We start from the raw sequence: 21930 nt of genomic DNA, 5'->3' as shown, positions 1-21930 counted from the left end.
ATGGGGCCACGGCTGGTGGTGCGTGGCGTTGCGGCGTCTGTGGTCGCCACCGCCACCACGTTCTCCGGAACGGCGTTCGCTGCACCGATCGACACGCAAACATACTGTCTGCCAACTGATCCCGGTCTCGCGGAACTGTCCGGGATGACGTCGATCGACGGTGTTCTGTACGCGATCGGAGACAGTGGAGCCGACGATCGGGTCGCGGTGCTCGACGCGAACTGTGCTGTAGAACGGTGGATCGACGTACCCGTCGACCCGTACGACGTCGAGGACCTGACCGCGTACGACGGTTCGCTGTGGTTGGCCGACATCGGCGACAACCAGATGCGTCGCGACACAGTGGCATTGACGCGAATGGACCCGACGACGGGCGCGGGCGAACTGCACCGGCTCACGTACCCCGACGGCGCGCACGACGCCGAGACGGTGTTGATCGAACCCGGCGGTCGACCGGTGATCGTCACCAAGGAACTCTCGGGCGTCAGCGGAGTGTACGTACCTGCAGGCGACGAATCCGTCGCCGATCTGACCAGCCCGGGGCCGACGCCGATGCGCAAGGTGGGCGATCTGGCGTTCACCGCGACGGACACGGTCGGTGGGCCGCCGTTCGTGGTGGGATCCATTCTGGCGACCGGGGGAGCGGTGACCGAAGACGGCATCGTCGCCGCGGTACGCACATACACCGACGCGTACCTGTTCCAGCCGACCGATGGCGACATCGCGTCTGCTCTGGTCGACCCTGCTGCGCCGCGCGCGGTGGTGCCGCTGCCCGATCAGCCGCAAGGCGAGGCCATGGCTTTCACCGACGACGGATCGCTGCTCATCGCATCGGAGGCCGGCTTCGGACCGACAACGGGGACGCTTCCCCCCATTCTGGGGATTCCCGACGCGGCCGTGCTGGATGTTTCCGCGCCCACACCTGCTGCGGAAGAACAGAATTCGCCGGTCGTGGTGGATGAGCAGTCTTCGCAAACGCCGGCAGCGACGGACTCGGAATGGATATTCCGAGCGGCCGTCGCTGCCGGGGTGGTGCTGATCGCCGGAGCGGTGGGATTCACCGTCCGGCGATCGAGGCGTTCTCGCTAGCGCTCTGGTCAGGCGTCCAGATCAGCTTCGACGAGTGCGACCACCTTGTCGAGTGCTGTCTGGTCGTCACTGCTGACGGTGACTTCGGTGCCCTTGGTGGCTCCGAGCGTCATGATCATCAGGGCCGAACCTGCGTCCACCGGCTCCGAGTCGGCCACTGCGAGGGTGACGTCCACGCCGGCTTCGGCGACGGCGTCGGCGATCAGTGCTGCGGGACGAGCGTGCAGACCGATCGAGGATCCGACGGCGACTGTGGTGCTGGGCATGTGCTGCTCCTTCGTAGTGGGTTCGTTGCGATCGTAACGAGTGTCAGACGCCGGCGAGTGCGGGATCGATTTCGGCGTCGGACGGGGCGTTCTTACCCTTGATGAACTGTTTGGCGGAGACGACCAGGAACGCGGCCACGATGGTGCCCACGGCCAGCGAGATGAGGAATCCGAGTAGGTTCCCGATGGCTACGAAGACGAAGATGCCACCGTGCGGGGCACTGAGGGTGACGTCGAACGCCATGATCATCGCGCCGGTCACGGCGCCACCGGCCATCATCGAGGGGATGACGCGGAACGGATCGGCAGCAGCGAACGGGATCGCGCCCTCGGAGATGAATGCTGCTCCGAGGAACCAGGCAGCCTTGCCGTTCTCGCGCTCGGCCTCGGTGAACAGACGCGACCGAACGGTCGAGGCGAGGGCCATCGCCAGCGGCGGCACCATGCCGGCTGCCATGACCGCTGCCATGATGCGTAGTGACGCGGTGTCGGTGACAGACAGGCCTGCCGTTGCGAAGGCGTAGGCAGCCTTGTTGACCGGTCCGCCGAGGTCGAAGCACATCATCAGGCCGAGAATGATGCCGAGGACGATCACCGCAGAGCCGCTGAGGCCGTTGAGCCAGTCGGTCAGCCCACTGGTGATAGCTGCGAGCGGCTTTCCGAGGACCAAGAACATGAGACCACCGACAACGAGCGAAGCAACGAGAGGGATGACGACCACCGGCATGAGACCGCGCAGGACGGCGGGGATCTTCCACCGACTGACCCACAGAGCGACGAAGCCGGCGATGAGGCCACCGACCAGACCACCGATGAAGCCTGCGCCCACGAGCACAGCCACCGCGCCGGCGGTGAATCCCGGTGCGAGGCCCGGCCGGTCGGCGATGGCGTACGAAATGTAGCCGGCCAGCGCGGGAACCAGGAAACTGAAGGACAGCGCTCCGATTTGGAATAGCACGGCACCCAGATAGATCTTCAAACCGCCGTCGGGCAGTTCGGTGAGTGAATAATTCACTACGACGTCGGCCGCGATGTCCTTGATTTCGAAGCCACCGATAAAGAATCCCAGAGCGATCAGCAGACCACCGGCAGCGACGAACGGAATCATGTAGCTGACGCCGGTCAGCAGGATCTGCCGCAGTCGGGTGCCCCAGCCGAGTTCGCCGGCCGAGTCGTTCGAACCGGCCGCGACCGCGGTACCGCCGACACGGGCTGCATCGGGGTTCAGCGCGGCGCGAAGGGCTTCGGTGAGCATGACGTCGGGCTCGTTGATGGCGCGCTTGACGCCCGAGGAGATGACGGGCTTGCCGGCGAAACGCTCGCGGCCCTTGACGCCCACATCGGTGGCGAAGATGACTGCTTCGGCTCCGGCGATGATCGAGGGATCCAACGGCGTGCTGCCGCTCGAGCCCTGGGTCTCGACGTGGACGGTGACTCCGGCACGCTCTCCTGCTGCCACGAGGGAGTCGGCAGCCATGTAGGTGTGCGCGATTCCGGTGGGGCAGGCGGTGACGGCGACGATGTGCTTCGGGGCCGACGACGCCTCCGCGGGGGTGTCCGCCGCGCTGTGCTTGGCGGTGGAGACAGGTGCAGCGGCAGGAGTGGCTGCGGCGGGGTTGGCCGCCGGGTTGATGACCCCGTCGACGAGCGAGACGATCTCGGCTGCCGAGGACGCGTTGCGCAGCGAGGTGACGAACTCCGGCTTGACCAGTGCCCGCGCCAGGCTGGAGAGCAACTTCATGTGCGCGGAACCGGCACCGGCCGGCGCAGCGATGAGGAACACCAGATCGGCGGGGCCGTCGGGGGCACCGAAATCGACCTTCGGGCTGAGCCTGGCGAACCCGAGCGAGGCCGAAGTGACCGCCTCGGAGCGGCAGTGGGGGATGGCGATGCCGCCGGGTAGGCCGGTGGCCGACTGTGCTTCGCGGGCCAGAGCGGCGTCGCGCAGGGCATCGGTGTCGGTTGCGCGACCCGCTGAGGCCAGAACACCTGCGAGGCGTTCGATGACGGCTTCCTTGGATTCGCCGAGATCGGCGTCGAGGAGGATCAGATCCTCGGCGATGATCTGCTGATCTTCGGTGGGGGTGGACATTGTGCAGACTCCTAGAGACGATTCGAAGAAGGGGAGAGTGTGGACGGGGTGACGGGCGTGGGGATGTCGAGCGCACGGACCGTCACCGAATTCGGGTGGGTCTGCTCGGGCAGGGGAAGCGTGGTGCCTGGAAGTGCGGTTGCTGCCGTTCCGTAGGCGACGGCGCGGCGAAGTTTGTCTGCGTTGGAACAGTTTTCGGCATCGGCGAGGATGTAGCCGGCCAGCGAGGAATCGCCTGCACCGACCGTGCTCACCGCGGTGATCGGAGGCGGACTGGCATACCAGGAACCGTTTTCGGTTACCAGAACGGCCCCGGCACTACCGAGGGTGGCCAGTACCGCGCCGACACCTCGGCCCAGAAGAATTGTGCTGGCAGCGATCGCGGCTGTCGGATCACCCAGTGCTGCTGCGCTTTCCAGCTCATCGGAATCGTACCCGGTGAGCTGGGCAAGTTCCTCGGAATTGGGTTTGATCAGATCCGGTGCCGATGCCGGAAATGCGTGTGCGAGAGCGAGGAGAGGCTCGTCGGACGTATCCACCGCAACCTTTGCCGAGGTGGCCCGCAGCGCAATGACGAGCTCGGCATACCAGTCGACGGGCAGGCCGGGCGGGAGAGAACCCGACAGAACGACCCATTCGGCGTCCACCGCGAGAGTGAGGATCCGCTTGCGCAGTTCGGCGCGGGTCTGCTCCGACACCGTTGCGCCCGGCTCGTTGATCTTGGTGGTCGTACCACCGATCTCGCTGACCGTGATGTTGGTTCGGGCCGGCCCCGACGTCGGGACTGCCGAGTAGTGCACTCCTTTCGCGGCCATCGCGTCGAGCAGCGGGTCGCCGACGTTGGCCGGGAGAACTGCCAACGCCTCGACTCCGGATCCGCCGAGGACACGAGCGACGTTGACGCCCTTGCCACCCGGGTCTGTGGCCGACGTCGATGCCCGGTGCACGCCGCCGCGGACGAGCGGTGCGTCGAGTGTGACCGTGCGGTCCATGCTCGGGTTGGCCGTGAGTGTGACCATCATGCGATCACCACCTCGATTCCTTTGTCGCTGAGATTCTTACGGTCGTCGGTCGAGATGTCGCTGTCGGTGACGATGACGTCGATGGACTCCACTCGGGCGAAACTCACCAGGTGCTCGCGGCCGATCTTCGACGAATCTGCCAGTACGACAACATGATTCGCCGCGTCGACCATCGCACGCTTGACTGCAGCCTCGTCGCTGTCCGGGGTGGACAGCCCGTGCCCGACGCTGATGGCGTTGGTGCCGATGAACGCGACGTCCACCCGAAGCCATTCGAGGGCCCGCAGTGCTTCGTCGCCGACGGCCGCCTGAGTGGTTCCGCGTACGCGTCCACCGAGCAACCGAAGATTGATGCTCGGCATGGTGGCAGCTCGAGCGGCGATCGGTACCGCGTTGGTCACCAATGTCAGTTCGCGATCGTGTGGAAGCAGACCTGCCAGCCGGCCCGTGGTAGTACCGGCGTCGAACACCGCGCTGCCGCCCACAGGCGGCAGGAAGGACAACGCCGCGGCTGCGATTGCGTCCTTCTGGTCTGCGCGAGTGAATTCTCGCTCGGAGACGCCGGGCTCGAGTGTGGTCAGTGCTGATGCGGGTACTGCTCCACCGTGGACGCGACGGACGACTCCCATTCGATCGAGAGTGGCGAGGTCGCGCCGCACGGTTTCGGTGGTGACGCCGTACGTGGCAGAAAGATCGTTGACGGAGACACGGCCATGTGTACTGATCAGTTCGGCAATCGCGTGCTGTCGTTCTTCGGCGTACACCTGCGTCTCCTTCCCGGTTGATGTTGCTTTATGTTGTTTTACGCCCGTGTGTGTTGACATGTCAAGGCTTTGGAGTAATCTCGGTCACAACACAGGCAAGCAATTGGGTGCGCCACAGCTCGCCGAACAGTACGAAGACCTTTTGTTCACGCAGGATCCGAGGAGGACCACATGACGGGATCGGTTAGCACCGCTTCGACCGGACACGCAGACACGACAGTCGATGCTGCCGGGACCGGAGCAGCGCAGACGACACTGCGCGGCACGCCCGTCGTACCCGGTGTCGGATACGGTCCCGTCATTCGTCCCGGTGCCCGTCCGTCCATTCCCGTCGATACCGGCGAGGTGGCCGAGGCCGATCGGGAGTCCGAGAAGGCTGTGTTCGATGCCGCGGCGAACGCCGTCGCCACTCGATTGCGCGGTCGCGCGCAGCTGGCGACGGGAGCCGCTTCGGAGGTTCTGTCGGCCAACGCCGCGATGGCAACCGACCGTGGATGGCTCGGTGCTGCTCGCTCGTCGATCGCCAAGGGCAGTTCTGCCGTCACCGCAACCGCTGCGGCCACCGAGAAATTCGCTGCCATGTTCACCCAGCTCGGTGGCCTGATGGCCGAGCGAGTGACAGACCTACGCGACATCCGCGACCGCGTCATCGCCGAGATCCTGGGTGTTCCGGAGCCCGGTGTTCCCGTACCGGCCGAACCGTCGATCCTGTTTGCCGACGACCTTGCGCCGGCCGACACCGCAGGCCTGGACCCCACCTTGATCGTCGGACTGGCGACCTCGCTCGGAGGTCCGACCAGCCACACCGCGATCATCGCCCGTCAGCTCGGCATCCCGTGCATCGTCGCCGTGGCGGGCCTCGACGACATCGCCGCGGGTACGAACGCATCTGTCGACGGAACCAGCGGCCGCATCGACCTCGAACCCGACGCCGGTTCGGCCCGCGCTGCGGTGGTTTCCGCCCGCGACGAGCTCGACAGAGTGTCCCAGTGGGTCGGCCCCGGCAGGACTGCCGACGGCCATGCGGTCGACATCCTCGCCAACGTGCAGGACGGCGCGGGTGCCCGGGCAGCGCGATCGAGCGCAGCGGACGGTGTCGGTCTGTTCCGCACCGAACTGTGCTTCCTGGACCGCGATTCCGAACCCACCGTCGACGAGCAGGCCGAGATCTACGCCCAGGTGCTCGACGCATTCGAAGGCAAGAAGGTCGTCGTGCGCACCCTCGACGCCGGCTCGGACAAGCCGCTGCGGTTCGCCACCCATCCCGACGAGGCCAATCCGGCACTGGGCATTCGTGGCATTCGCATCGCCGAGGCCGATCGCGGCATTCTGTATCGACAGCTCGACGGGATCGCTGCGGCCGCGAAGGCGACCGACTCGTCCCCGTGGGTGATGGCTCCGATGATTGCGACCGCGCAGGAAGCGAAGGACTTCGCCGCCGACGTTCGTGAGCGTGGGCTCACGCCCGGCGTCATGATCGAGGTGCCGGCTGCCGCACTGCTCGCCGAACACATTCTCCAGCACGTGGATTTTCTGTCCATCGGCACCAACGACCTGGCCCAGTACACGATGGCCGCCGACCGGATGTCTGCCCAGCTCGCCGGTCTGACCGATCCATGGCAGCCGGCGGTACTGGCCCTGGTGGCACACACCGCTGCCGCAGGAGCCAAGGCCGGCAAGCCGGTCGGCGTCTGCGGCGAGGCCGCTGCCGATCCGCTACTGGCCTGTGTGTTGGTCGGACTCGGCATCACTTCCCTGTCTGCTGCATCGGCCGCCGTCGCGCATGTGGGTTCCAAGTTGGCCACGGTCACGCTCGAACAGTGCAAGGCCGCAGCCGCGGCTGCTTTGAAGACCGATAGCACTGCCGCCGCCCGTGAGGCAGTGAGCGCGATCCTCGGCTGACGCAATAGTCTTTTCCCATCATGAGAAATCTGGGTTGGACGCTGCACGGAAACGGAAAGACCGTCGAGGCCGGGGCGGTGGTAGCACCGGACGAACGGTTGTCGTGGCCGCGCACCATCGGCATCGGGATGCAGCACGTCGTCGCCATGTTCGGTGCAACACTGCTCGTTCCGACGATCACCGGTTTCCCGGTCTCGACGACACTGCTGTTCTCGGGCATCGGAACGGTGCTGTTCCTGATCATCACCAGGGGGCGGGTGCCCAGCTACCTGGGGTCGTCCTTCGCATTCCTGGCTCCACTCGGCGCCACCCAGGCCAACGGCCCGGCCGCGCAACTCGGCGCCGTCCTGTGTGTCGGTGTCGTGCTTGCGGCCATCGGTGTCGTCGTCAAGATCGCCGGTCGGCGCGTCCTCGACGCAGCGATGCCGCCAGTGGTGACCGGCGCGGTGGTCGTGTTGATCGGGCTCAATCTGGCCCCGGCCGCAACGACGTCGTTCGAGGCGCAGCCCTTGATCGCTGCAGTGACGCTGGTTGCCATTCTGCTGGCCACGGCCGTAGGACCGGGACTGCTCGGCCGGCTCGGAATTCTGCTCGGTGTCGTCGTGGGCTGGGTTTTCGCTGCCGTCACCGGCGGAATCGCGCAACCACGCCTCGACGCCCTGAGTGCGGCCAGCTGGATCGGTCTGCCCGAGTTTCGTGGACCGTCGTTCGAGCTGTCGGTGATCCTGGTGGCGTTGCCGGTGGTGATCGTCCTGGTCGCCGAGAACGTCGGACACGTCAAAGCGGTCGCGGCGATGACCGGCAAGAACCTCGACGACGTGGCCGGTGACGCGCTGATTGCCGACGGGTTGGCGACCACTCTGGCCGGAGCCGCTGGTGGCTCGGGCACCACCACGTATGCAGAGAACATCGGGGTCATGGCCGCTACGCGCGTTTATTCGACGGCCGCGTACTGGGTCGCGGCCTTCACCGCGATAGTGCTGGCGTTTTCGCCCAAGTTCGGTGCGCTGATCTTCACCGTCCCCGACGGGGTCATCGGGGGAGCGACCCTGGTTCTGTACGGACTCATCGGACTACTGGGCGTCCGCATCTGGACCGATGCCAAAGTGGACTTCGCCGATCCGGTCAACCTGATCGTCGTCGCCGCGGCGCTCGTTGCGGGCATCGGCGACCTCACGCTGTCGGTCGGATCGATCGAACTCGGCGGTATCGCGTGGGGTTCGCTCGGCATCCTGGTCGGCTATCCGATCGTCTCGGCTCTCGCGAAAAGCACCGCGAACCGGCGGACTTAGCGAGGGCGGTCACGGATCGCGCACGTTTTGGTCATCGACCCCCGACTCACCGCGAACGTACTGTTGAACGGTGACGTCAGTCGCACCGACGACCGCGCTGTGACACCCCTTTCTCGCGGTAGACGACGGTGCGCACCGAACAAGGAGATCTGCGTGGAACGCACACTTTTCGAGCCAGAGCACGAACTGTTCCGGGAGTCGTACAGGAAGTTTCTCGAACAGCACGTTGCCCCCAATCACGCGAAATGGGAAGAGCAGAACATCGTCGACCGCGGCGTCTGGGTCGAGGCCGGTAAGCAGGGCTTCCTCGGAACTGCCGCACCTGAGGAGTTCGGCGGCGGCGGCGTCAAGGACTTTCGGTACAACGCCATCGTCACCGAGGAAACCACTCGCGGCGGCTACAGCGGCATCGGCTTCACCCTGCACAACGACGTCGTCGCGCCGTACTTCATCGAGTTGGCCAACGACGAGCAGAAGCAGCGTTGGCTCCCCGGATTCTGTTCGGGTGAGCTGATCACCGCTATCGCCATGACCGAGCCGGGTACCGGAAGCGACCTGCAGGGCATCAAGACCAAGGCCGTTCGCGACGGCGACGACTGGGTGCTCAACGGCTCGAAGACGTTCATCACCAACGGAATCAACGCCGATTTGATCATCGTCGTGGCGTGCACCGACCCCGAAAAGGGTGCCCAGGGCTTCAGCCTGCTGGTCGTCGAGCGCGATATGCCCGGTTTCGAGCGTGGCCGCAACCTCGACAAGATCGGGATGAAGGCCCAGGACACAGCCGAACTCAGCTTCACCGACGTTCGCGTGCCCGCGGCCAACCTGCTGGGCGAGGAAGGCATGGGCTTCATCTATCTCATGCAGAATCTTCCTCAGGAACGGCTCTCGATCGCTGTTGTCGCTGCTGCGGCCATGGAATCGGCGCTGGACATGACCATCCAATACTGCCGAGACCGCAAGGCCTTCGGAAAGTCGATCGGCAAGTTCCAGAACACCCGATTCGTGTTGGCGGAGTTGGCCACCGAAACCACCGCCACGCGCATCATGGTGGACAAGTTCATCGAGCTGCTCAACGAAGACAAGTTGACCGTCCAAGAAGCCGCGATGGCGAAATGGTGGACCACCGAAAATCAGGTCAAGCTGATCGACCGGTGCCTGCAGCTGCACGGCGGCTACGGCTACATGAAGGAATACCCGATCGCCAAGGCCTACATGGATTCTCGTGTGCAGACCATCTACGGCGGCACCACCGAGATCATGAAGGAGATCATCGGCCGCGGATTGAACCTGTGATTCGCTGATCCGACGAACGCGAAGGGCCGCAGCACATGTGCTGCGGCCCTTCGCGTGTCACTGCAGAGACGTTGCGCTACAGCTTGCGCATCACGGTGACGACCTTGCCGAGGATGGCAGCGTTGTTACCCGGGATCGGCTCGAACAGCGGGTTGTGCGGCAGCAGCCACACCTCACCCTTGGACCGCTTGAACGTCTTGACGGTCGCTTCGCCGTCGATCATCGCGGCCACGATGTCTCCGTTGTCTGCTACGGATTGCTGCCGAACCACAACCCAGTCGCCGTCACAGATGGCCGCGTCGATCATCGACTCGCCGACGACCTTCAACAGAAACAAGGAACCCTGACCGACCAACTCGCGGGGGAGCGGAAACACATCCTCGATGGCTTCTTCGGCCAGGATCGGTCCACCGGCCGCGATCCGTCCCAGAACGGGTACGAACGTCGGAGTCGGCAACCGGTCCTGTTCCTCGGACGAACCGTCGACCGCGGCGGCGGCTTGATCGGCCTGCACCTCGTCGAGGCCGCGAACGTCGACCGCGCGCGGGCGATTGGCGTCGCGCCGCAGGAATCCCTTCCTCTCCAGAGTGCGCAACTGATGGGCAACCGACGACGTCGACGTCAGGCCGACGGCGTCACCGATCTCACGAATGCTCGGCGGGTAGCCGCGCTCGGTCACCGAAGCTCGGATGACCTCGAGTACCTTTCGCTGTCGCTCCGTCAGGCCGGCGCTGATGTCGGTGCCGACTTCCATGGCCTTGGGCGTCGGTTCCGCGGCAGGCTTCCCCGCCGCGACCTTCGTGGTGGCGGAAGTGGCCGTCTTGGAACCCGTCGTCTTGGAACCCGTGGTCGACCTCGTCGAGGTCTGGTCCTTCATGCTGTCGGCCTCCTGCTGATGTCCTGGATCCGGTCTGCGTGGTTCGGTCTGCGCGGACTGGAGTTGATGGTGTCGACTCGTGTGGCGTGTGGTTTCTGACACGAATCTAGCGTGTATCAGCTGTTGAATCAAACATCTGTTCGACTCGTGTCGCGTTTTCTGCAGACTTTGTCGGAGGCTCGTGATAGAACTTCGAACAAGCGTCCATCGAACGCCTGATCGAACAATCGATCCAATGAGCGAAGACGAGGTTCCGATGACCATCACCACCGATCGCCCCACCACCGCAGGTGTCCGTACCCGGTCCACTGTCGTCGAGCGTCGTCGCCGTGCTCGTCCCGCGCTGCGAAGTTCCATCGAGACGCGCGGTGCGCAGACGACTCCATGCCTGCCGGTTCTGGAGCCGTCTTGGACCGACGTCACCGACCGCGAGGCCGCCGATCGCGAATTCGACGAGACCTCGGCGCACTTCGCCGGTCAGCCGGTCCGGATGCGATCGGTGGTGATGTGGGTGCTTGCAGTTGTCGTCGTCGCCGGTGGCTTGATCGGCATGGCGAACCTACGAGCCGCGTCATCCGACGCAGGGGTGCAGCCGGCCGGTGTGGTCGAGGTTCACGATGGAGCGGTAGTCGAGTACGCGCCCGGCAGATGACCACCGGCCCCATCGCACACACCAATGACTGAGTATCCTCTACTGACTGCCCCGACACGCATGTTCGACGTCGGTGCATCGGCTACGACGGAGGCTCCTTCATGCATTGCCCGTTCTGCAGGCACCCCGACTCACGCGTGGTCGATTCGCGTGAAATGGACGAGGGGCAAGCAATACGGCGTCGTCGTTCCTGCCCGGAATGCGGTCGACGATTCACGACTGTCGAGGCCGCAGTGCTCGCCGTCGTGAAGCGCAGCGGAGTCACCGAACCGTTCAGCCGTGAGAAGGTCGTCAAGGGAGTGCGCAGGGCCTGCCAGGGCAGAGATGTCGACAACGATGCCTTGAATCTCTTGGCTCAGCAGGTGGAAGACGCCATCCGCGCCGCCGGTTCCGCCGAAATTCCCAGCAACGAGGTGGGGTTGGCCATTCTCGGTCCATTGCGCGACCTGGATGAGGTCGCGTATCTGCGATTTGCGTCCGTGTATCGCTCGTTCAGCTCGGCCGAGGATTTCGAGAAGGAAATCCGTGAGCTGCGCAAGCACCGGGAGTCTGCCGACATCGACTGACGGCTCCGCGCGTCAGCGCGCCTGATCGGAGATCGCCTTCTCGATGCGCTTCTCCGAGACCGGGTACGCAGTCCGAACTCCTTGCGCGAACAGCCCTACCCGCAATTCTTCGATCATCCAGAACAGCTCCTGCACGCCCGCGCTGTTCTTTCGGCTTTCCGGAAGCGAATCCAGCAGCCGTCCGTACGAGGCGTAGACGCGGTCGAGTACGTCCATCGCAGCCGCATCACGGCCTGCGCTGCTCGGAAGCGTGGCCAACCTCTTGGTCGCCGCAGCGAGGTATCGCGGCAGATCCGCCAGTCTGCGAGAACCGAATTCGGTGACGAAGCCCCGAAAGACCAATCCTTCGAGCTGCTCGCGCACATCCTCGGCAGGCTCACCCGATGCCGCCTGCAATTGCCCTGATACGGCAAGAGCTGCAGTCAATACGGGGCGTACGAGGGCCAGCACCGCGGCAGTGCGCTGTGGAACCTCGGCATTGACCGATGCTCGAAGTTTCTCGAAAGCCTCCGGATCTCGAACCGGTCCTCCGTGCGCGTCCATTGCTTCCTCGACCGCAATGACTCGGCATTCCTCGAGGAGCGCATCGACACTTCCGTACGGATTCTGTCCGAGGGCAAGGCGTTCGGCAGTCGAGAGACCGGCCAGCAGAGCTTTGGTACCTTTCGGTGCCGTCGACAACAGTAACGTCCGTGTTCCGGAGCGCATCGCTGCTCGCTGTTGGGCGGGGGTGCTCAGGACTCGTACCGCAACGCCCGGTCCTTCCGGCACCAACGCCGGGTATCCGGTGACCTTCTGTCCGCCCACATCACGGGTGACGGTCGACTCCAGTCGGCCCAGAGTGCCCGAGGTCCACGCCAGAGTGGGCGCGCGCTCCGCGTCGCCGACCGCACTCGCAACCTGGCGACCGACTTCGCCGGACAAACTGGTGCGCAGAACGGTCAGATCCTTGTTGCTGCCCAACACCGTTCCGGTCGGGTCGACGGCCGCGAAAGTCATCTTCAGGTGGTCGGGCAGCGCCGCGGTGTCGAAGTCCTTCGCGGTGATGTGGCACTGTGCAGCCCGCGACAGCTCGCGTGCCAATGCCGTCACCAGAGTTTCCGCGCGAGGCTTCATGACCGCCAACGCCGCCGCGGCGAAATCGGGGGCAGGAACGACGTTGCGGCGCAGAGCTTTCGGGAGCGACTTGATCAACGCCGTCACCAACTCCGCGCGCATCCCTGGAACCAGCCAGTCGAATCCCACCGGCTGTACCTGAGCGAGCAGCGCTATCGGAATTCGTGCGGTGACTCCATCGGCGGCCGTACCTGGCTCGAACTGATAGGTCAGCGGAAACTGGATCTCACCCTGTCGCCACGCGTCGGGATACGCACCGGTGAGCACCGAGGCCGCGTCGGAGTTGACGACTGTGTCCGTCGTGAAATCCAGGAGGGACGGGTCGTGTCGACGGGCCTTCTTCCACCACGTGTCGAAGTGTCGCGCCGACACCGCTTCCGGGGCAATACGCGCATCGTAGAAGTCGAACAGTGCATCGTCGTCCACGACGATGTCGCGTCGCCGAGCACGGTGCTCGAGTTCACCGACGTCGTCCAGTAGAGCCCGGTTCTTGTGGAAGAACGCATGCTGGGTCTTCCATTCGCCCTCCACCAGTGCGTGTCTGATGAACAACTCACGTGACGCCTCCGCGTCGATGCGGTGGTAGTTCACCGGTCGCTGCGTGACCAACGGAATGCCGTACAGCGTCACCCGCTCGTAGGCCATCGCGGATTCGCGCTTGATGGACCAGTGCGGTTCCGAGTACGTCCGCTTGACCAGGTGCGGTGCGAGGCGCTCGGCCCATTCGGGTTCGATGCGAGCGGCCATTCGGCCCCACAGGCGTCCGGTCTCCACCAGTTCGGCGGCCATGACCCACCGCGGGGGCTTCTTGAACAGCCCGGACCCAGGGAAGATCGCGAAGTGCGCTCCGCGTGCGCCCAGAAACTCGCGCTTGTCACCCTCCCTGAGTCCGATGTGGGAGAGCAGGCCCGACAACAGTGCTTGGTGCAGAGCAGTCTCGGTGGAGTCGGCATCGGGCACCGTCCAGCCGAGCCCGCGGGTGATCTGACGCAGTTGGCCGTGAAGATCCTGCCACTCGCGAATCCGCAGGTAGTGCAGAAATTCGGTGCGGCACATGCGCCGGAACTGGTTGGACGACAGCTCGTTACGTTGTTCGCGTAGATACGTCCACAGCTTCACGTAGGCCAGAAAGTCGGAGTTCTCGACTGCGAAGCGGGCGTGTTTTTCGTCCGCGGCCTGCTGATGCTCGGCGGGCCGTTCCCGAACGTCCTGAATCGACAGGGCCGCCACCACCACCAGTGCGTCCCGCAGCGACCCGTTGCCGTTGGCCTCGACCAACATTCGCGCCATTCGCGGATCGACCGGCAGAGCCGAGAGTTCCCGGCCGATGGGGGTGAGTTCCGCGGTGCCGTCCTTGGTAGCCGGCTTCAGGGCCCCCAGTTCTTCGAGTAGGCCGATGCCGTCCCGAATGCTGCGCGGGTCCGGCGGCTCGACGAACGGGAAGGCATCGATCTTGCCGAGCCCGAGGGCAGTCATCTGCAAAATGACCGACGCCAGGTTGGTGCGCAGGATCTCCGGCTCGGTGAACTGCGGCCGCGACTCGAAGTCTTCTTCCGAGTACAACCGGATGCAGATGCCGTCGGCGACGCGGCCGCAGCGGCCGGCTCGCTGCCGCGCCGATGCCTGGGAGATCGGTTCGATGGGCAGTCGTTGTACCTTGGTGCGCAACGAGTATCGCGAGATACGAGCCGTGCCGGGATCGACGACGTACCGAATGCCGGGAACTGTCAACGACGTCTCCGCAACGTTCGTCGAGAGCACCACCCGTCGGCCCGAGTGTGGTGAGAACACCCGATGCTGTTCCGCCGCAGACAATCTCGCGTACAGCGGTACGATCTCGGTGTTGCGCAGGTTGCGGTCGTTCAATGCATCCGCGGTGTCGCGGATCTCGCGTTCACCGGACAGGAACACCAGAATGTCGCCGTCGCCCTCGGCCATGAGTTCGTCGATAGCCTGGCAGGTGGCATCGACAGGATCGAGGTCGATCGTCGTGTCGCCGGCGTCGACGGTCAGTGGCCGGTAGCGCATTTCGACCGGGAATGTGCGGCCGGAAACCTCGATGATCGGGGCGGGTACGCCGCCGCGGGCGAAGTGTTGGGCAAATCGTTCCGGATCGATCGTCGCCGAGGTGATGATGATCTTCAGATCGGGTCGCCGGGGGAGTAGTTGCGCGAGGTAGCCCAGGATGAAGTCGATGTTGAGGCTGCGTTCGTGGGCCTCGTCGATGATGAGGGTGTCGTACTGGCGAAGCAGTCTGTCTCGCTGAATCTCGGCGAGCAGAATGCCGTCGGTCATGAGCTTGACGAGGGTCGAATCCGACGACTGATCGGTGAATCTCACCTTGTAGCCGATGGATTCGCCCAGGGGCTCGCCGACCTCCTCGGCAATGCGCTCGGCCACCGTGCGAGCGGCGAGCCGGCGCGGTTGAGTGTGACCGATCGACCCGCGAATTCCGCGACCGAGTGCGAGACAGATCTTCGGAATCTGGGTGGTCTTGCCCGAGCCGGTTTCACCGGCGACGATCACGACCTGGTGCTCGGCGATTGCGGCGGAGATGTCGTCCTTGCGGAGGCTGACCGGAAGCGACTCGGGGAAATCGAGGGTGGGGACCGCAGCTCTGCGATGGGCGACCACGGCTTCGGCGCGAGCGACATCGCGATCGAGGGCGGCGAACGCGTCGTCGGTGCGGGCCTTGTCCAGTCGCCGCCGCAACCGGTTCTCGTCGCGGATGGTGACGTCTGCCAGACGTGTGGCGAGAGAATTTCGCTGACCGGACGGATTCGAGGTAGACATACTCACACCAGGATATCCGTATCGACGCAACCTTCGTGAATGCCGGCCGCGACTGTGCCAGGATCGCCGCATGAGCATCTGGCACGATGTGACCGCGGAGCCGCGAACGCCGGTAACGATCAGGACGCTGAGGGTGCTGTTCGCGGCCCTCACCGCCGCGGCTCTCGTGTCCATCGTCGTGAACGGGCTTGGCTCCCCGACGTTCTCGTTGGTCAATTACTTCAGCTACTTCACCGTGATCAGCAACGTCTTGACGGTGCTCGTACTCGTCGTGGGCGGCGTGATCGATCCGCGGTCTCCGGGTTGGCAGCTCGTTCGCGGAGCAGTGACGCTCTACATGGTGATCACCGGCATCATCTACGCGGTTCTTCTCGCGAACATCGACGTGGGCGTGGCGGATCCGTGGACCAACAACGTGGTGCATCGCATCATGCCCGTGGTCCTTCTGCTCGATTGGATTCTCGCTCCACCGCGGCGGCAGATCTCCGAATCGCGCGGTCTGACGTGGTTGCTGTTCCCGCTGATCTACGGGATCTACACCTTGGTCCGTGGACCCGTCGTCGACTGGTATCCCTATCCATTCCTCGACCCGCGCAGTCAGGGATATCTCGCACTGACTGTCGGGCTGGTCGTTCTCACCGTCGCCTTTGCACTGATGGCCCTGGCGGTGAATGCCGTCGGGCGGCTCGCGGGACGGTGGAGGTATGGACCGAACTCGATCGAGAAATACTCCACTACTGTGTAGCGCATGTCTTCCGACCTGGATCCAGCAGCCGAGCGAACCTCCACCACGCACTCGTCCGCGCTGTGGCACGGCTTCGCCGACATGGGCGCCGTCACCGCCAGCGGCCCGTTCGTCGTTTCGCGAGGCGAGGGTGCGTACATCTTCGACAACGAGGGCACGAAGTATCTCGACGCCACCGCCGGCCTGTGGTTCACCAACGTCGGCCACGGACGTCGCGAGATCGCCGACGCTGTCGCAAAACAGCTGAGCTCGATTGCCCACTACTCGAATTTCGGCGACTTCGTTCCCGAGACCACGCTGGCTCTCGCTGATCGCCTCGCTGCTATCGCGCCGGTTCCGGGCAGCAAGATCTTCTTCACCTCGGGTGGATCGGACTCCATCGACACCGCCGCGAAGCTCGCACGCCGCTACTGGGTGGAAATGGGACAACCGTCCAAGAAGCTGATCGTCGGTCGGCAGAAGGCATACCACGGCATGCACGTCGCAGGTACCTCGTTGGCCGGCATCCCGGTCAACAAGGAGCACTACGGCGAACTCATGGCCGACGCCAGGACGGTCTCGTGGGACGACGCGAAGTCACTGCTAGCGCTGATCGAGGAGGTCGGCGCGGAGAATGTGGCTGCGTTCTTCTGCGAGCCGGTGATCGGAGCAGGCGGAATCTACTTACCGCCGGAGGGCTACCTGCGCGAGGTCCGGCAGATCTGCCGCGACAACGACGTCCTGTTCGTGGCCGACGAAGTGGTCACTGGGTTCGGCCGCATCGGCGGTAGCTGGTTCGCTTCGACGCGCTTCGAGCTCGAACCCGATCTGATGACGACCGCCAAGGGGCTGACGTCGGGATATGTGCCCATGGGTGCAGTGTTCATCGCCCCGAAGATCGCCGAACCGTTCTTCACCGGCGGAGTCTGGTGGCGACACGGCTACACCTACGGCGGCCATGCAGGCGCTGCCGCCGCAGCGATGGCCAACCTCGACATCATCGAGCGCGAAGAACTGTTGACGCACTCCAAGCGCATCGAAGCCGCACTGCACACGCACCTCGCGCCACTGGCCGAACACGATCGGGTCTCGGAAATCCGCAGCGGAATCGGCGCGGTTGCCGCAGTTCAGCTCGCCGACCCGGCCGAGGCGCTACCGTTCGTCAAAACACTGCGTGCGCATGGGGTTTCGGGCCGCGCCGCCGGTCAGGGTGCGATGCAGATATCGCCGGCATTCGTCATGACGGACGCCGAGATCGAAGAGCTGGCCTCGCGAATCCTCAGCGCCCTCGGCTGAACCGGAGCTTGCTACGGAGCTGCTGCCCCCGCGAGAGCGGGGGAGCAGCTATCGGTGCCGGTTCACCCGAGAGAGCCGCGAACCGCTGGTGTAGCTGATCGCGTACTTCGGTCGGCGCGTAGGCGCGCCGCTTACGCTCGGAGCGCACCACCAGTGCCCCGGTGGCCGCGACACCGGCCATCCCGGCGAGGCCGAGAGCTTTCCACACGTTCATTCGGCAACCGTACCGTCACGACGTGCCGAGGCCGATCCACCATGACCTAGGGTGATAGGCATGAACCCGTCTCGAATCAGCCTCGATACCGCCGTCGATGCCACCAGGACGGGCGACATCTGGATCTTCCGCGGAGAGTCGACGGCCGATCGTGCAATTCAGGCGCTGACCAACAGCCCGGTCAATCACGTCGGAATGGCCGTTGTGATCGACGACCTGCCGCCCCTGATGTGGCACGCAGAACTGGGAAAGTCGTTGCAGGACATGTGGACCGGTAACTTTCAGCGCGGTGTGCAGCTCCACGATCTGCGTGCGGCCGTCACCCAGTGGGCCACGAAGTACCAACAGCGTTGCTGGCTGCGGCAATTGGACGAACCTGTCACGAAGGACCAGGAAGACGCCCTGCTGCGCACGATAGCTCGGATGGACGGAACAGCGTTTCCCACCACAGCCGCGCTCGCCGGTCGGTGGTTCCGGGGGCGGGTGCCGACGCTGCGGCGACAACGCGAGCAGGACGCAGCTACCCTCGAAACCGCCTACTGCGCAGAGGTGGTCGCCATGACCTACGACTCGATGGGATTGCTCACCGGCAACAAGAAGGCCAATTGGTTCGACCCCGGAAAGTTCTGGAGCGGCGACCGACTCCCACTGGCTGCGGGCTTCCGGCTGGGCGAGGAAATCGGAGTGGACGTGCCGCTCACACCGTGATCGACGCGTCGATCACGGTGCGTCCGCCCAGTTCCACCCATCCGTCGTCGTCGATCGTGGTGCGCAACCGCGAGCCTGCTCCCTGCACGATGAGCAGACCGCGCCCGAGTTCTCCGGTGAGCCGGACGGCGGCGGCGCCGGTCGCCTCGTCCTCGGCGATACCCATCACGGGCGCGAACATGCGCGATCGCAGCGCCCCGTCCTTCTCGTCGGTCCAGGCCCAGACATAGTGGTGCCCACTGTCGTAGGCGCTCGGGTCGGCCGCGGCCACCTCGGCGGCATCGCGAACCTGATGGAAGGTGAAGTTCGGAGCCCAGTCGGCGCGGGCGCGAACCCAGGTGTCGTCGTCGTAGCGGATGCTCAACGGCCCGGCGGGAACGGCGAGGGTGCTCACCGGATGACCTTGCTCGCGGAGCCACCAGGACAGTCCCACTGTGGGGTGTCCGGCGAAGGGCAGCTCCACCGCGGGGGTGTAGATGGTGGCCGAGGCTGTACCCGGTTCGGTGAGTTCGACGAACACCGTCTCACTGAAGCCGAGTTCAGCGGCGAACCGCTGTCGGTCGTTCTCCGCTACGGCGTCGGCGGAAACGATCCCGAGCGGGTTGCCGAACCCGCCGTGAGGATCGGTGAAGACTCGGACGACAGACACCTCGACAGTCATGCCGGGACGGTACCAAAAGGCTCTCGCGTGGTAGCTGCAGACGTCAGCCGGCGGTGATCACGATCTCGTCGAACACGATCTCGCCGGCGGCATCGGATTCCGGCACGTCGACAATCCCGTCGAGCGACCAACCGTGGTCGCCGTCCGGATCCTCGAGTACCTGACGCACCGTGGTGGATTCTAAACCGACATTCAGGGTGAACAGTGCCGGACCACGGGCCGAGGGACCGGTTCCGATCTCGCCGTACTCGTCGAAGAACGGATCCAGCTCGACTTCCCAATCCGGACCGTCGTCCAGTTCGTCGAGCACATTCCACTGGCGACGCGCCGCCAGGTCGACCCGACGGAAAATCGCGTTACGGGCCAGCACCCGGAATGCCCTGGGATTGGCCGAGATCGGACGCGGCGCGTCGGATCCGTAAGCCTCGACGAGGGCTTCGGGCTCGGCGCCGGGGTCGGTTAGGTTCTCCCACTCGTCGAGCAGGCTCGAATCCACTTGTCGGACGAGTTCGCCCAGCCATTCGGTGATGTCCTGAACCTCTTCCGTTCGAGATTCCGGCGGAACCGTCTGGCGCAGTGTGCGATAGGCGTCGGCGAGATAGCGCAGCACCAGTCCCTCCGATCGCATCAAACCATAGTGACTGATCAGCTCGGCGAAGGTCATCGCTCGCTCGACCATGTCGCGTACGACGGATTTGGGCGACAGCCCGATCTCGGAGAGCCAGGGGTGGGTGCCGCGGTAGATTTCGAACGCCGGAACCAGCAGTTCTGCAAGAGGTTTCGGCCAGGTGACCTCCTCGAGCAACTCCATTCTCTCGTCGTACTCGATACCGTCGGCCTTCATCTGCGAGACCGCCTCACCGCGCGCAGCATGCTGCTGCGCCATCAGGATCTGGCGAGGATCGTCGAGCGTCGATTCGATGATCGACACCACATCGAGTGCGTGGGTCGGTGACTCGACGTCGAGAAGCTCGAATGATGCGACCGCGAAGGTGGACAGCGGCTGGTTGAGTGCGAAATCCGGTTGTAGGTCCACGGTCAGTCGAGCGTGTCGACCGTCGGCGTCCGGCTCCTCGAGTTGCTCGACGATGCCCGCGTCGACCAACCCGCGATACAGCGAGAGTGCACGCAGAATGTGTTTGCGTTGAGCGGGCCGGGTCTCGTGGTTGTCTTCGAGCAGGTGGCGCATGGCGTAGAAGCAATTGCCCGGCCGTGCAATGACGTTGAGCAACATTGCGTTGCTCACCGAGAACCGGGAGGTGAGCGGCTCGGGGCTTGCCGTGATGATCCGGTCGAATGTCGGCTCGCCCCACGAGACGAAACCGTCGGGTGCCTTCTTGCGCTGCACACGCTTGAGCTTCTTGGGATCGTCGCCGGCCCTGGCCACCAGCCGCGCATTCTCTATGTCGTGCTCCGGGGCCTCGACGACGACCGTGCCGAGCGTGTCGTATCCCGCCCGGCCCGCGCGGCCCGCGATCTGATGGAACTCGCGGGCCCGAAGCTTGCGGGTCCTGATGCCGTCGTACTTGGTGAGTCCGGTGAACAGCACCGTCCGAATGGGAACGTTGATCCCCACGCCCAATGTGTCGGTCCCACAGATCACCTTGAGCAGGCCGTCCTGCGCGAGCTTCTCGACCAAGCGCCGATACTTGGGCAGCATGCCGGCGTGGTGCACGCCGATGCCGTGTCGGACCAGCCTCGACAGGGTCTTGCCGAAACCGGTGGTGAATCGAAAATTGCCGATGGCCTCCGCGATCTCGGCTTTCTCCTGTTTCGACGCGACGTTGACGCTCGTCAATGCCTGAGCGCGTTCGAGAGCCGAAGCCTGAGTGAAATGCACGACGTACACCGGCGCGAGGTGTGTCTGCACCAGTTCTTCGATGGTCTCGCTGACCGGTGTCGTGACGTACGAGAACATCAACGGAACCGGACGCTCGGTGCCGGAGACGACCGTCGTGGTTCGTCCGGTGCGTCTGGTCAGATCGTCTCGGAAGAACGACACGTCGCCCAGCGTCGCCGACATCAACAGGAACTGAGCGTGCGGCAGCTCGATGAGCGGAACCTGCCAGGCCCACCCTCGATCGGGTTCGGAGTAGTAATGGAACTCGTCCATGATCACCTGACCGATGTCCGAGCCGGCACCCTGGCGCAAGGCGAGGTTCGCCACGATCTCGGCAGTGGCGCAGATGATCGGGGCTCCGGAATTGACGGACGCGTCGCCGGTCATCATGCCGACGTTCTGGGCACCGAAGATCTCGCACAGGGCAAAGAACTTCTCACTGACCAGTGCCTTGATCGGTGCGGTGTAGAAGCTGCGAATACCTGCGGCCATCGCGGCGTAATGGGCCCCGATGGCCACCATCGACTTACCCGACCCGGTGGGCGTCGCGAGGATGACATTGGAGCCGGAGACCAGCTCGATGAGGGCTTCCTCTTGCGCGGGATAGAGCGTCAGACCTCGATCGGCGGTCCAGCTGGTGAAGGTGTCGAACAGGACGTCCGGGTCGACGCCGTCGGAATTCTCGGCGGAGACATCGGGAATCAGTTCGGTGAGGAGCACCTCTACAGGCTATGTGGGATGTGCCGTCCGTCCCGCATCG

The 21930-nt window shown here is 64.6% G+C and carries 18 protein-coding genes; 9 read left to right on the top strand and 9 right to left on the bottom strand.

What is annotated here, in order from left to right; translation table 11 throughout:
• Window positions 1–1089 carry a hypothetical protein gene (locus QM797_RS21805; protein ID WP_283277742.1) on the top strand — a complete coding sequence of 363 codons (1089 nt, stop codon included), beginning with the start codon at window positions 1–3 and terminating at the stop codon, window positions 1087–1089.
• Between the two features lie 8 nt (window positions 1090–1097).
• On the opposite strand, the gene QM797_RS21800 is transcribed toward QM797_RS21805, so the two are convergent.
• Genes QM797_RS21800 through QM797_RS21785 form a run of 4 tightly spaced genes read right to left on the bottom strand, consistent with a single transcriptional unit; the run spans window position 1098 to window position 5233 of the window.
• Complete coding sequence (locus QM797_RS21800; RefSeq protein ID WP_283277741.1) at window positions 1098–1355, bottom strand: HPr family phosphocarrier protein; 258 nt, start codon at window positions 1353–1355, stop codon at window positions 1098–1100.
• A 43-nt stretch (window positions 1356–1398) separates the two neighbouring features.
• Window positions 1399–3447 carry a PTS fructose transporter subunit IIABC gene (locus QM797_RS21795; RefSeq protein WP_283277740.1) on the bottom strand — a complete coding sequence of 683 codons (2049 nt, stop codon included), beginning with the start codon at window positions 3445–3447 and terminating at the stop codon, window positions 1399–1401.
• A gap of 11 nt (window positions 3448–3458) precedes the next feature.
• Window positions 3459–4469: a 1-phosphofructokinase family hexose kinase gene (locus QM797_RS21790; RefSeq protein ID WP_283277739.1), complete on the bottom strand. Its 1011-nt coding sequence runs from the start codon at window positions 4467–4469 to the stop codon at window positions 3459–3461.
• Window positions 4466–5233 (bottom strand): DeoR/GlpR family DNA-binding transcription regulator, encoded by a 768-nt coding sequence (locus QM797_RS21785; protein WP_283277738.1) that lies wholly within the window; start codon window positions 5231–5233, stop codon window positions 4466–4468. The genes QM797_RS21790 and QM797_RS21785 overlap by 4 nt, the downstream gene beginning before the upstream one ends.
• Window positions 5234–5404: 171 nt before the next feature.
• Between QM797_RS21785 and ptsP the strand changes: the two genes are divergently transcribed.
• The 3 genes from ptsP (at window position 5405) to QM797_RS21770 (ending at window position 9723) form a co-directional block, all read left to right on the top strand.
• Complete coding sequence (gene ptsP, locus QM797_RS21780; protein ID WP_283277737.1) at window positions 5405–7135, top strand: phosphoenolpyruvate--protein phosphotransferase; 1731 nt, start codon at window positions 5405–5407, stop codon at window positions 7133–7135.
• 20 nt (window positions 7136–7155) lie between these two features.
• Complete coding sequence (locus QM797_RS21775; RefSeq protein WP_283277736.1) at window positions 7156–8427, top strand: uracil-xanthine permease family protein; 1272 nt, start codon at window positions 7156–7158, stop codon at window positions 8425–8427.
• Window positions 8428–8580: 153 nt separating this feature from the next.
• The gene (locus QM797_RS21770; protein ID WP_283277735.1) at window positions 8581–9723 is read left to right on the top strand and encodes an acyl-CoA dehydrogenase family protein; all 1143 of its coding nucleotides are present in this window, start codon (window positions 8581–8583) and stop codon (window positions 9721–9723) included.
• A gap of 76 nt (window positions 9724–9799) precedes the next feature.
• On the opposite strand, the gene lexA is transcribed toward QM797_RS21770, so the two are convergent.
• Entirely contained in the window at window positions 9800–10477 is a 678-nt protein-coding gene (gene lexA / locus QM797_RS21765) for a transcriptional repressor LexA (protein WP_283277758.1), read from the bottom strand.
• 358 nt (window positions 10478–10835) lie between these two features.
• Between lexA and QM797_RS21760 the strand changes: the two genes are divergently transcribed.
• The gene (locus tag QM797_RS21760) at window positions 10836–11252 is read left to right on the top strand and encodes a hypothetical protein (RefSeq protein ID WP_283277734.1); all 417 of its coding nucleotides are present in this window, start codon (window positions 10836–10838) and stop codon (window positions 11250–11252) included.
• Window positions 11253–11353: 101 nt separating this feature from the next.
• The gene (gene nrdR / locus QM797_RS21755; RefSeq protein WP_283277733.1) at window positions 11354–11818 is read left to right on the top strand and encodes a transcriptional regulator NrdR; all 465 of its coding nucleotides are present in this window, start codon (window positions 11354–11356) and stop codon (window positions 11816–11818) included.
• Between the two features lie 12 nt (window positions 11819–11830).
• On the opposite strand, the gene hrpA is transcribed toward nrdR, so the two are convergent.
• The gene (gene hrpA, locus QM797_RS21750) at window positions 11831–15727 is read right to left on the bottom strand and encodes an ATP-dependent RNA helicase HrpA (RefSeq protein ID WP_283277732.1); all 3897 of its coding nucleotides are present in this window, start codon (window positions 15725–15727) and stop codon (window positions 11831–11833) included.
• Between the two features lie 70 nt (window positions 15728–15797).
• Here hrpA and QM797_RS21745 point away from each other — a divergent pair, with 70 nt between their 5' ends.
• Window positions 15798–16472, top strand: a complete 675-nt coding sequence (locus tag QM797_RS21745; RefSeq protein WP_283277731.1) for a Pr6Pr family membrane protein — start codon at window positions 15798–15800, stop codon at window positions 16470–16472.
• Window positions 16473–16475: 3 nt separating this feature from the next.
• Window positions 16476–17747 (top strand): aminotransferase family protein, encoded by a 1272-nt coding sequence (locus tag QM797_RS21740; protein WP_283277730.1) that lies wholly within the window; start codon window positions 16476–16478, stop codon window positions 17745–17747.
• Here the strand turns inward: QM797_RS21740 and QM797_RS21735 are convergent.
• Window positions 17731–17961 carry a hypothetical protein gene (locus QM797_RS21735; RefSeq protein ID WP_283277729.1) on the bottom strand — a complete coding sequence of 77 codons (231 nt, stop codon included), beginning with the start codon at window positions 17959–17961 and terminating at the stop codon, window positions 17731–17733. The two genes, QM797_RS21740 and QM797_RS21735, sit on opposite strands and share 17 nt — an antisense overlap.
• 60 nt (window positions 17962–18021) lie before the next feature.
• On the opposite strand from QM797_RS21735, the gene QM797_RS21730 reads away from it, so the two are divergent.
• Window positions 18022–18669, top strand: a complete 648-nt coding sequence (locus tag QM797_RS21730) for a hypothetical protein (RefSeq protein ID WP_283277728.1) — start codon at window positions 18022–18024, stop codon at window positions 18667–18669.
• Here QM797_RS21730 and QM797_RS21725 read toward each other — a convergent pair.
• Entirely contained in the window at window positions 18659–19330 is a 672-nt protein-coding gene (locus tag QM797_RS21725) for a PhzF family phenazine biosynthesis protein (protein ID WP_283277727.1), read from the bottom strand. The two genes, QM797_RS21730 and QM797_RS21725, sit on opposite strands and share 11 nt — an antisense overlap.
• 43 nt (window positions 19331–19373) lie before the next feature.
• The gene (locus QM797_RS21720; protein WP_283277726.1) at window positions 19374–21890 is read right to left on the bottom strand and encodes a DEAD/DEAH box helicase; all 2517 of its coding nucleotides are present in this window, start codon (window positions 21888–21890) and stop codon (window positions 19374–19376) included.
• Between the last annotated feature and the right edge of the window lie 40 nt (window positions 21891–21930).

The organism is Rhodococcus sp. IEGM 1381 (genome assembly GCF_030056795.1).
Lineage (GTDB): Bacteria > Actinomycetota > Actinomycetes > Mycobacteriales > Mycobacteriaceae > Rhodococcoides.
Note: the sequence above shows the minus strand (reverse complement) of the source record. Positions and strands in the feature narration are given on the sequence as shown.

Bases quoted from the DNA above. Each gene is read 5' to 3' on its own strand.
- QM797_RS21740 (WP_283277730.1), top strand. From the start codon at position 16,476: ATGTCTTCCGACCTGGATCCAGCAGCCGAGCGAACCTCCACCACGCAC.
- QM797_RS21725 (WP_283277727.1), bottom strand. From the start codon at position 19,330: ATGACTGTCGAGGTGTCTGTCGTCCGAGTCTTCACCGATCCTCACGGC.
- QM797_RS21730 (WP_283277728.1), top strand. From the start codon at position 18,022: ATGAACCCGTCTCGAATCAGCCTCGATACCGCCGTCGATGCCACCAGG.
- QM797_RS21775 (WP_283277736.1), top strand. From the start codon at position 7,156: ATGAGAAATCTGGGTTGGACGCTGCACGGAAACGGAAAGACCGTCGAG.
- lexA (WP_283277758.1), bottom strand. From the start codon at position 10,477: ATGGAAGTCGGCACCGACATCAGCGCCGGCCTGACGGAGCGACAGCGA.
- ptsP (WP_283277737.1), top strand. From the start codon at position 5,405: ATGACGGGATCGGTTAGCACCGCTTCGACCGGACACGCAGACACGACA.
- QM797_RS21790 (WP_283277739.1), bottom strand. From the start codon at position 4,469: ATGATGGTCACACTCACGGCCAACCCGAGCATGGACCGCACGGTCACA.
- QM797_RS21795 (WP_283277740.1), bottom strand. From the start codon at position 3,447: ATGTCCACCCCCACCGAAGATCAGCAGATCATCGCCGAGGATCTGATC.
- nrdR (WP_283277733.1), top strand. From the start codon at position 11,354: ATGCATTGCCCGTTCTGCAGGCACCCCGACTCACGCGTGGTCGATTCG.
- QM797_RS21800 (WP_283277741.1), bottom strand. From the start codon at position 1,355: ATGCCCAGCACCACAGTCGCCGTCGGATCCTCGATCGGTCTGCACGCT.
- QM797_RS21735 (WP_283277729.1), bottom strand. From the start codon at position 17,961: ATGAACGTGTGGAAAGCTCTCGGCCTCGCCGGGATGGCCGGTGTCGCG.
- hrpA (WP_283277732.1), bottom strand. From the start codon at position 15,727: ATGTCTACCTCGAATCCGTCCGGTCAGCGAAATTCTCTCGCCACACGT.
- QM797_RS21805 (WP_283277742.1), top strand. From the start codon at position 1: ATGGGGCCACGGCTGGTGGTGCGTGGCGTTGCGGCGTCTGTGGTCGCC.
- QM797_RS21760 (WP_283277734.1), top strand. From the start codon at position 10,836: ATGAGCGAAGACGAGGTTCCGATGACCATCACCACCGATCGCCCCACC.
- QM797_RS21745 (WP_283277731.1), top strand. From the start codon at position 15,798: ATGAGCATCTGGCACGATGTGACCGCGGAGCCGCGAACGCCGGTAACG.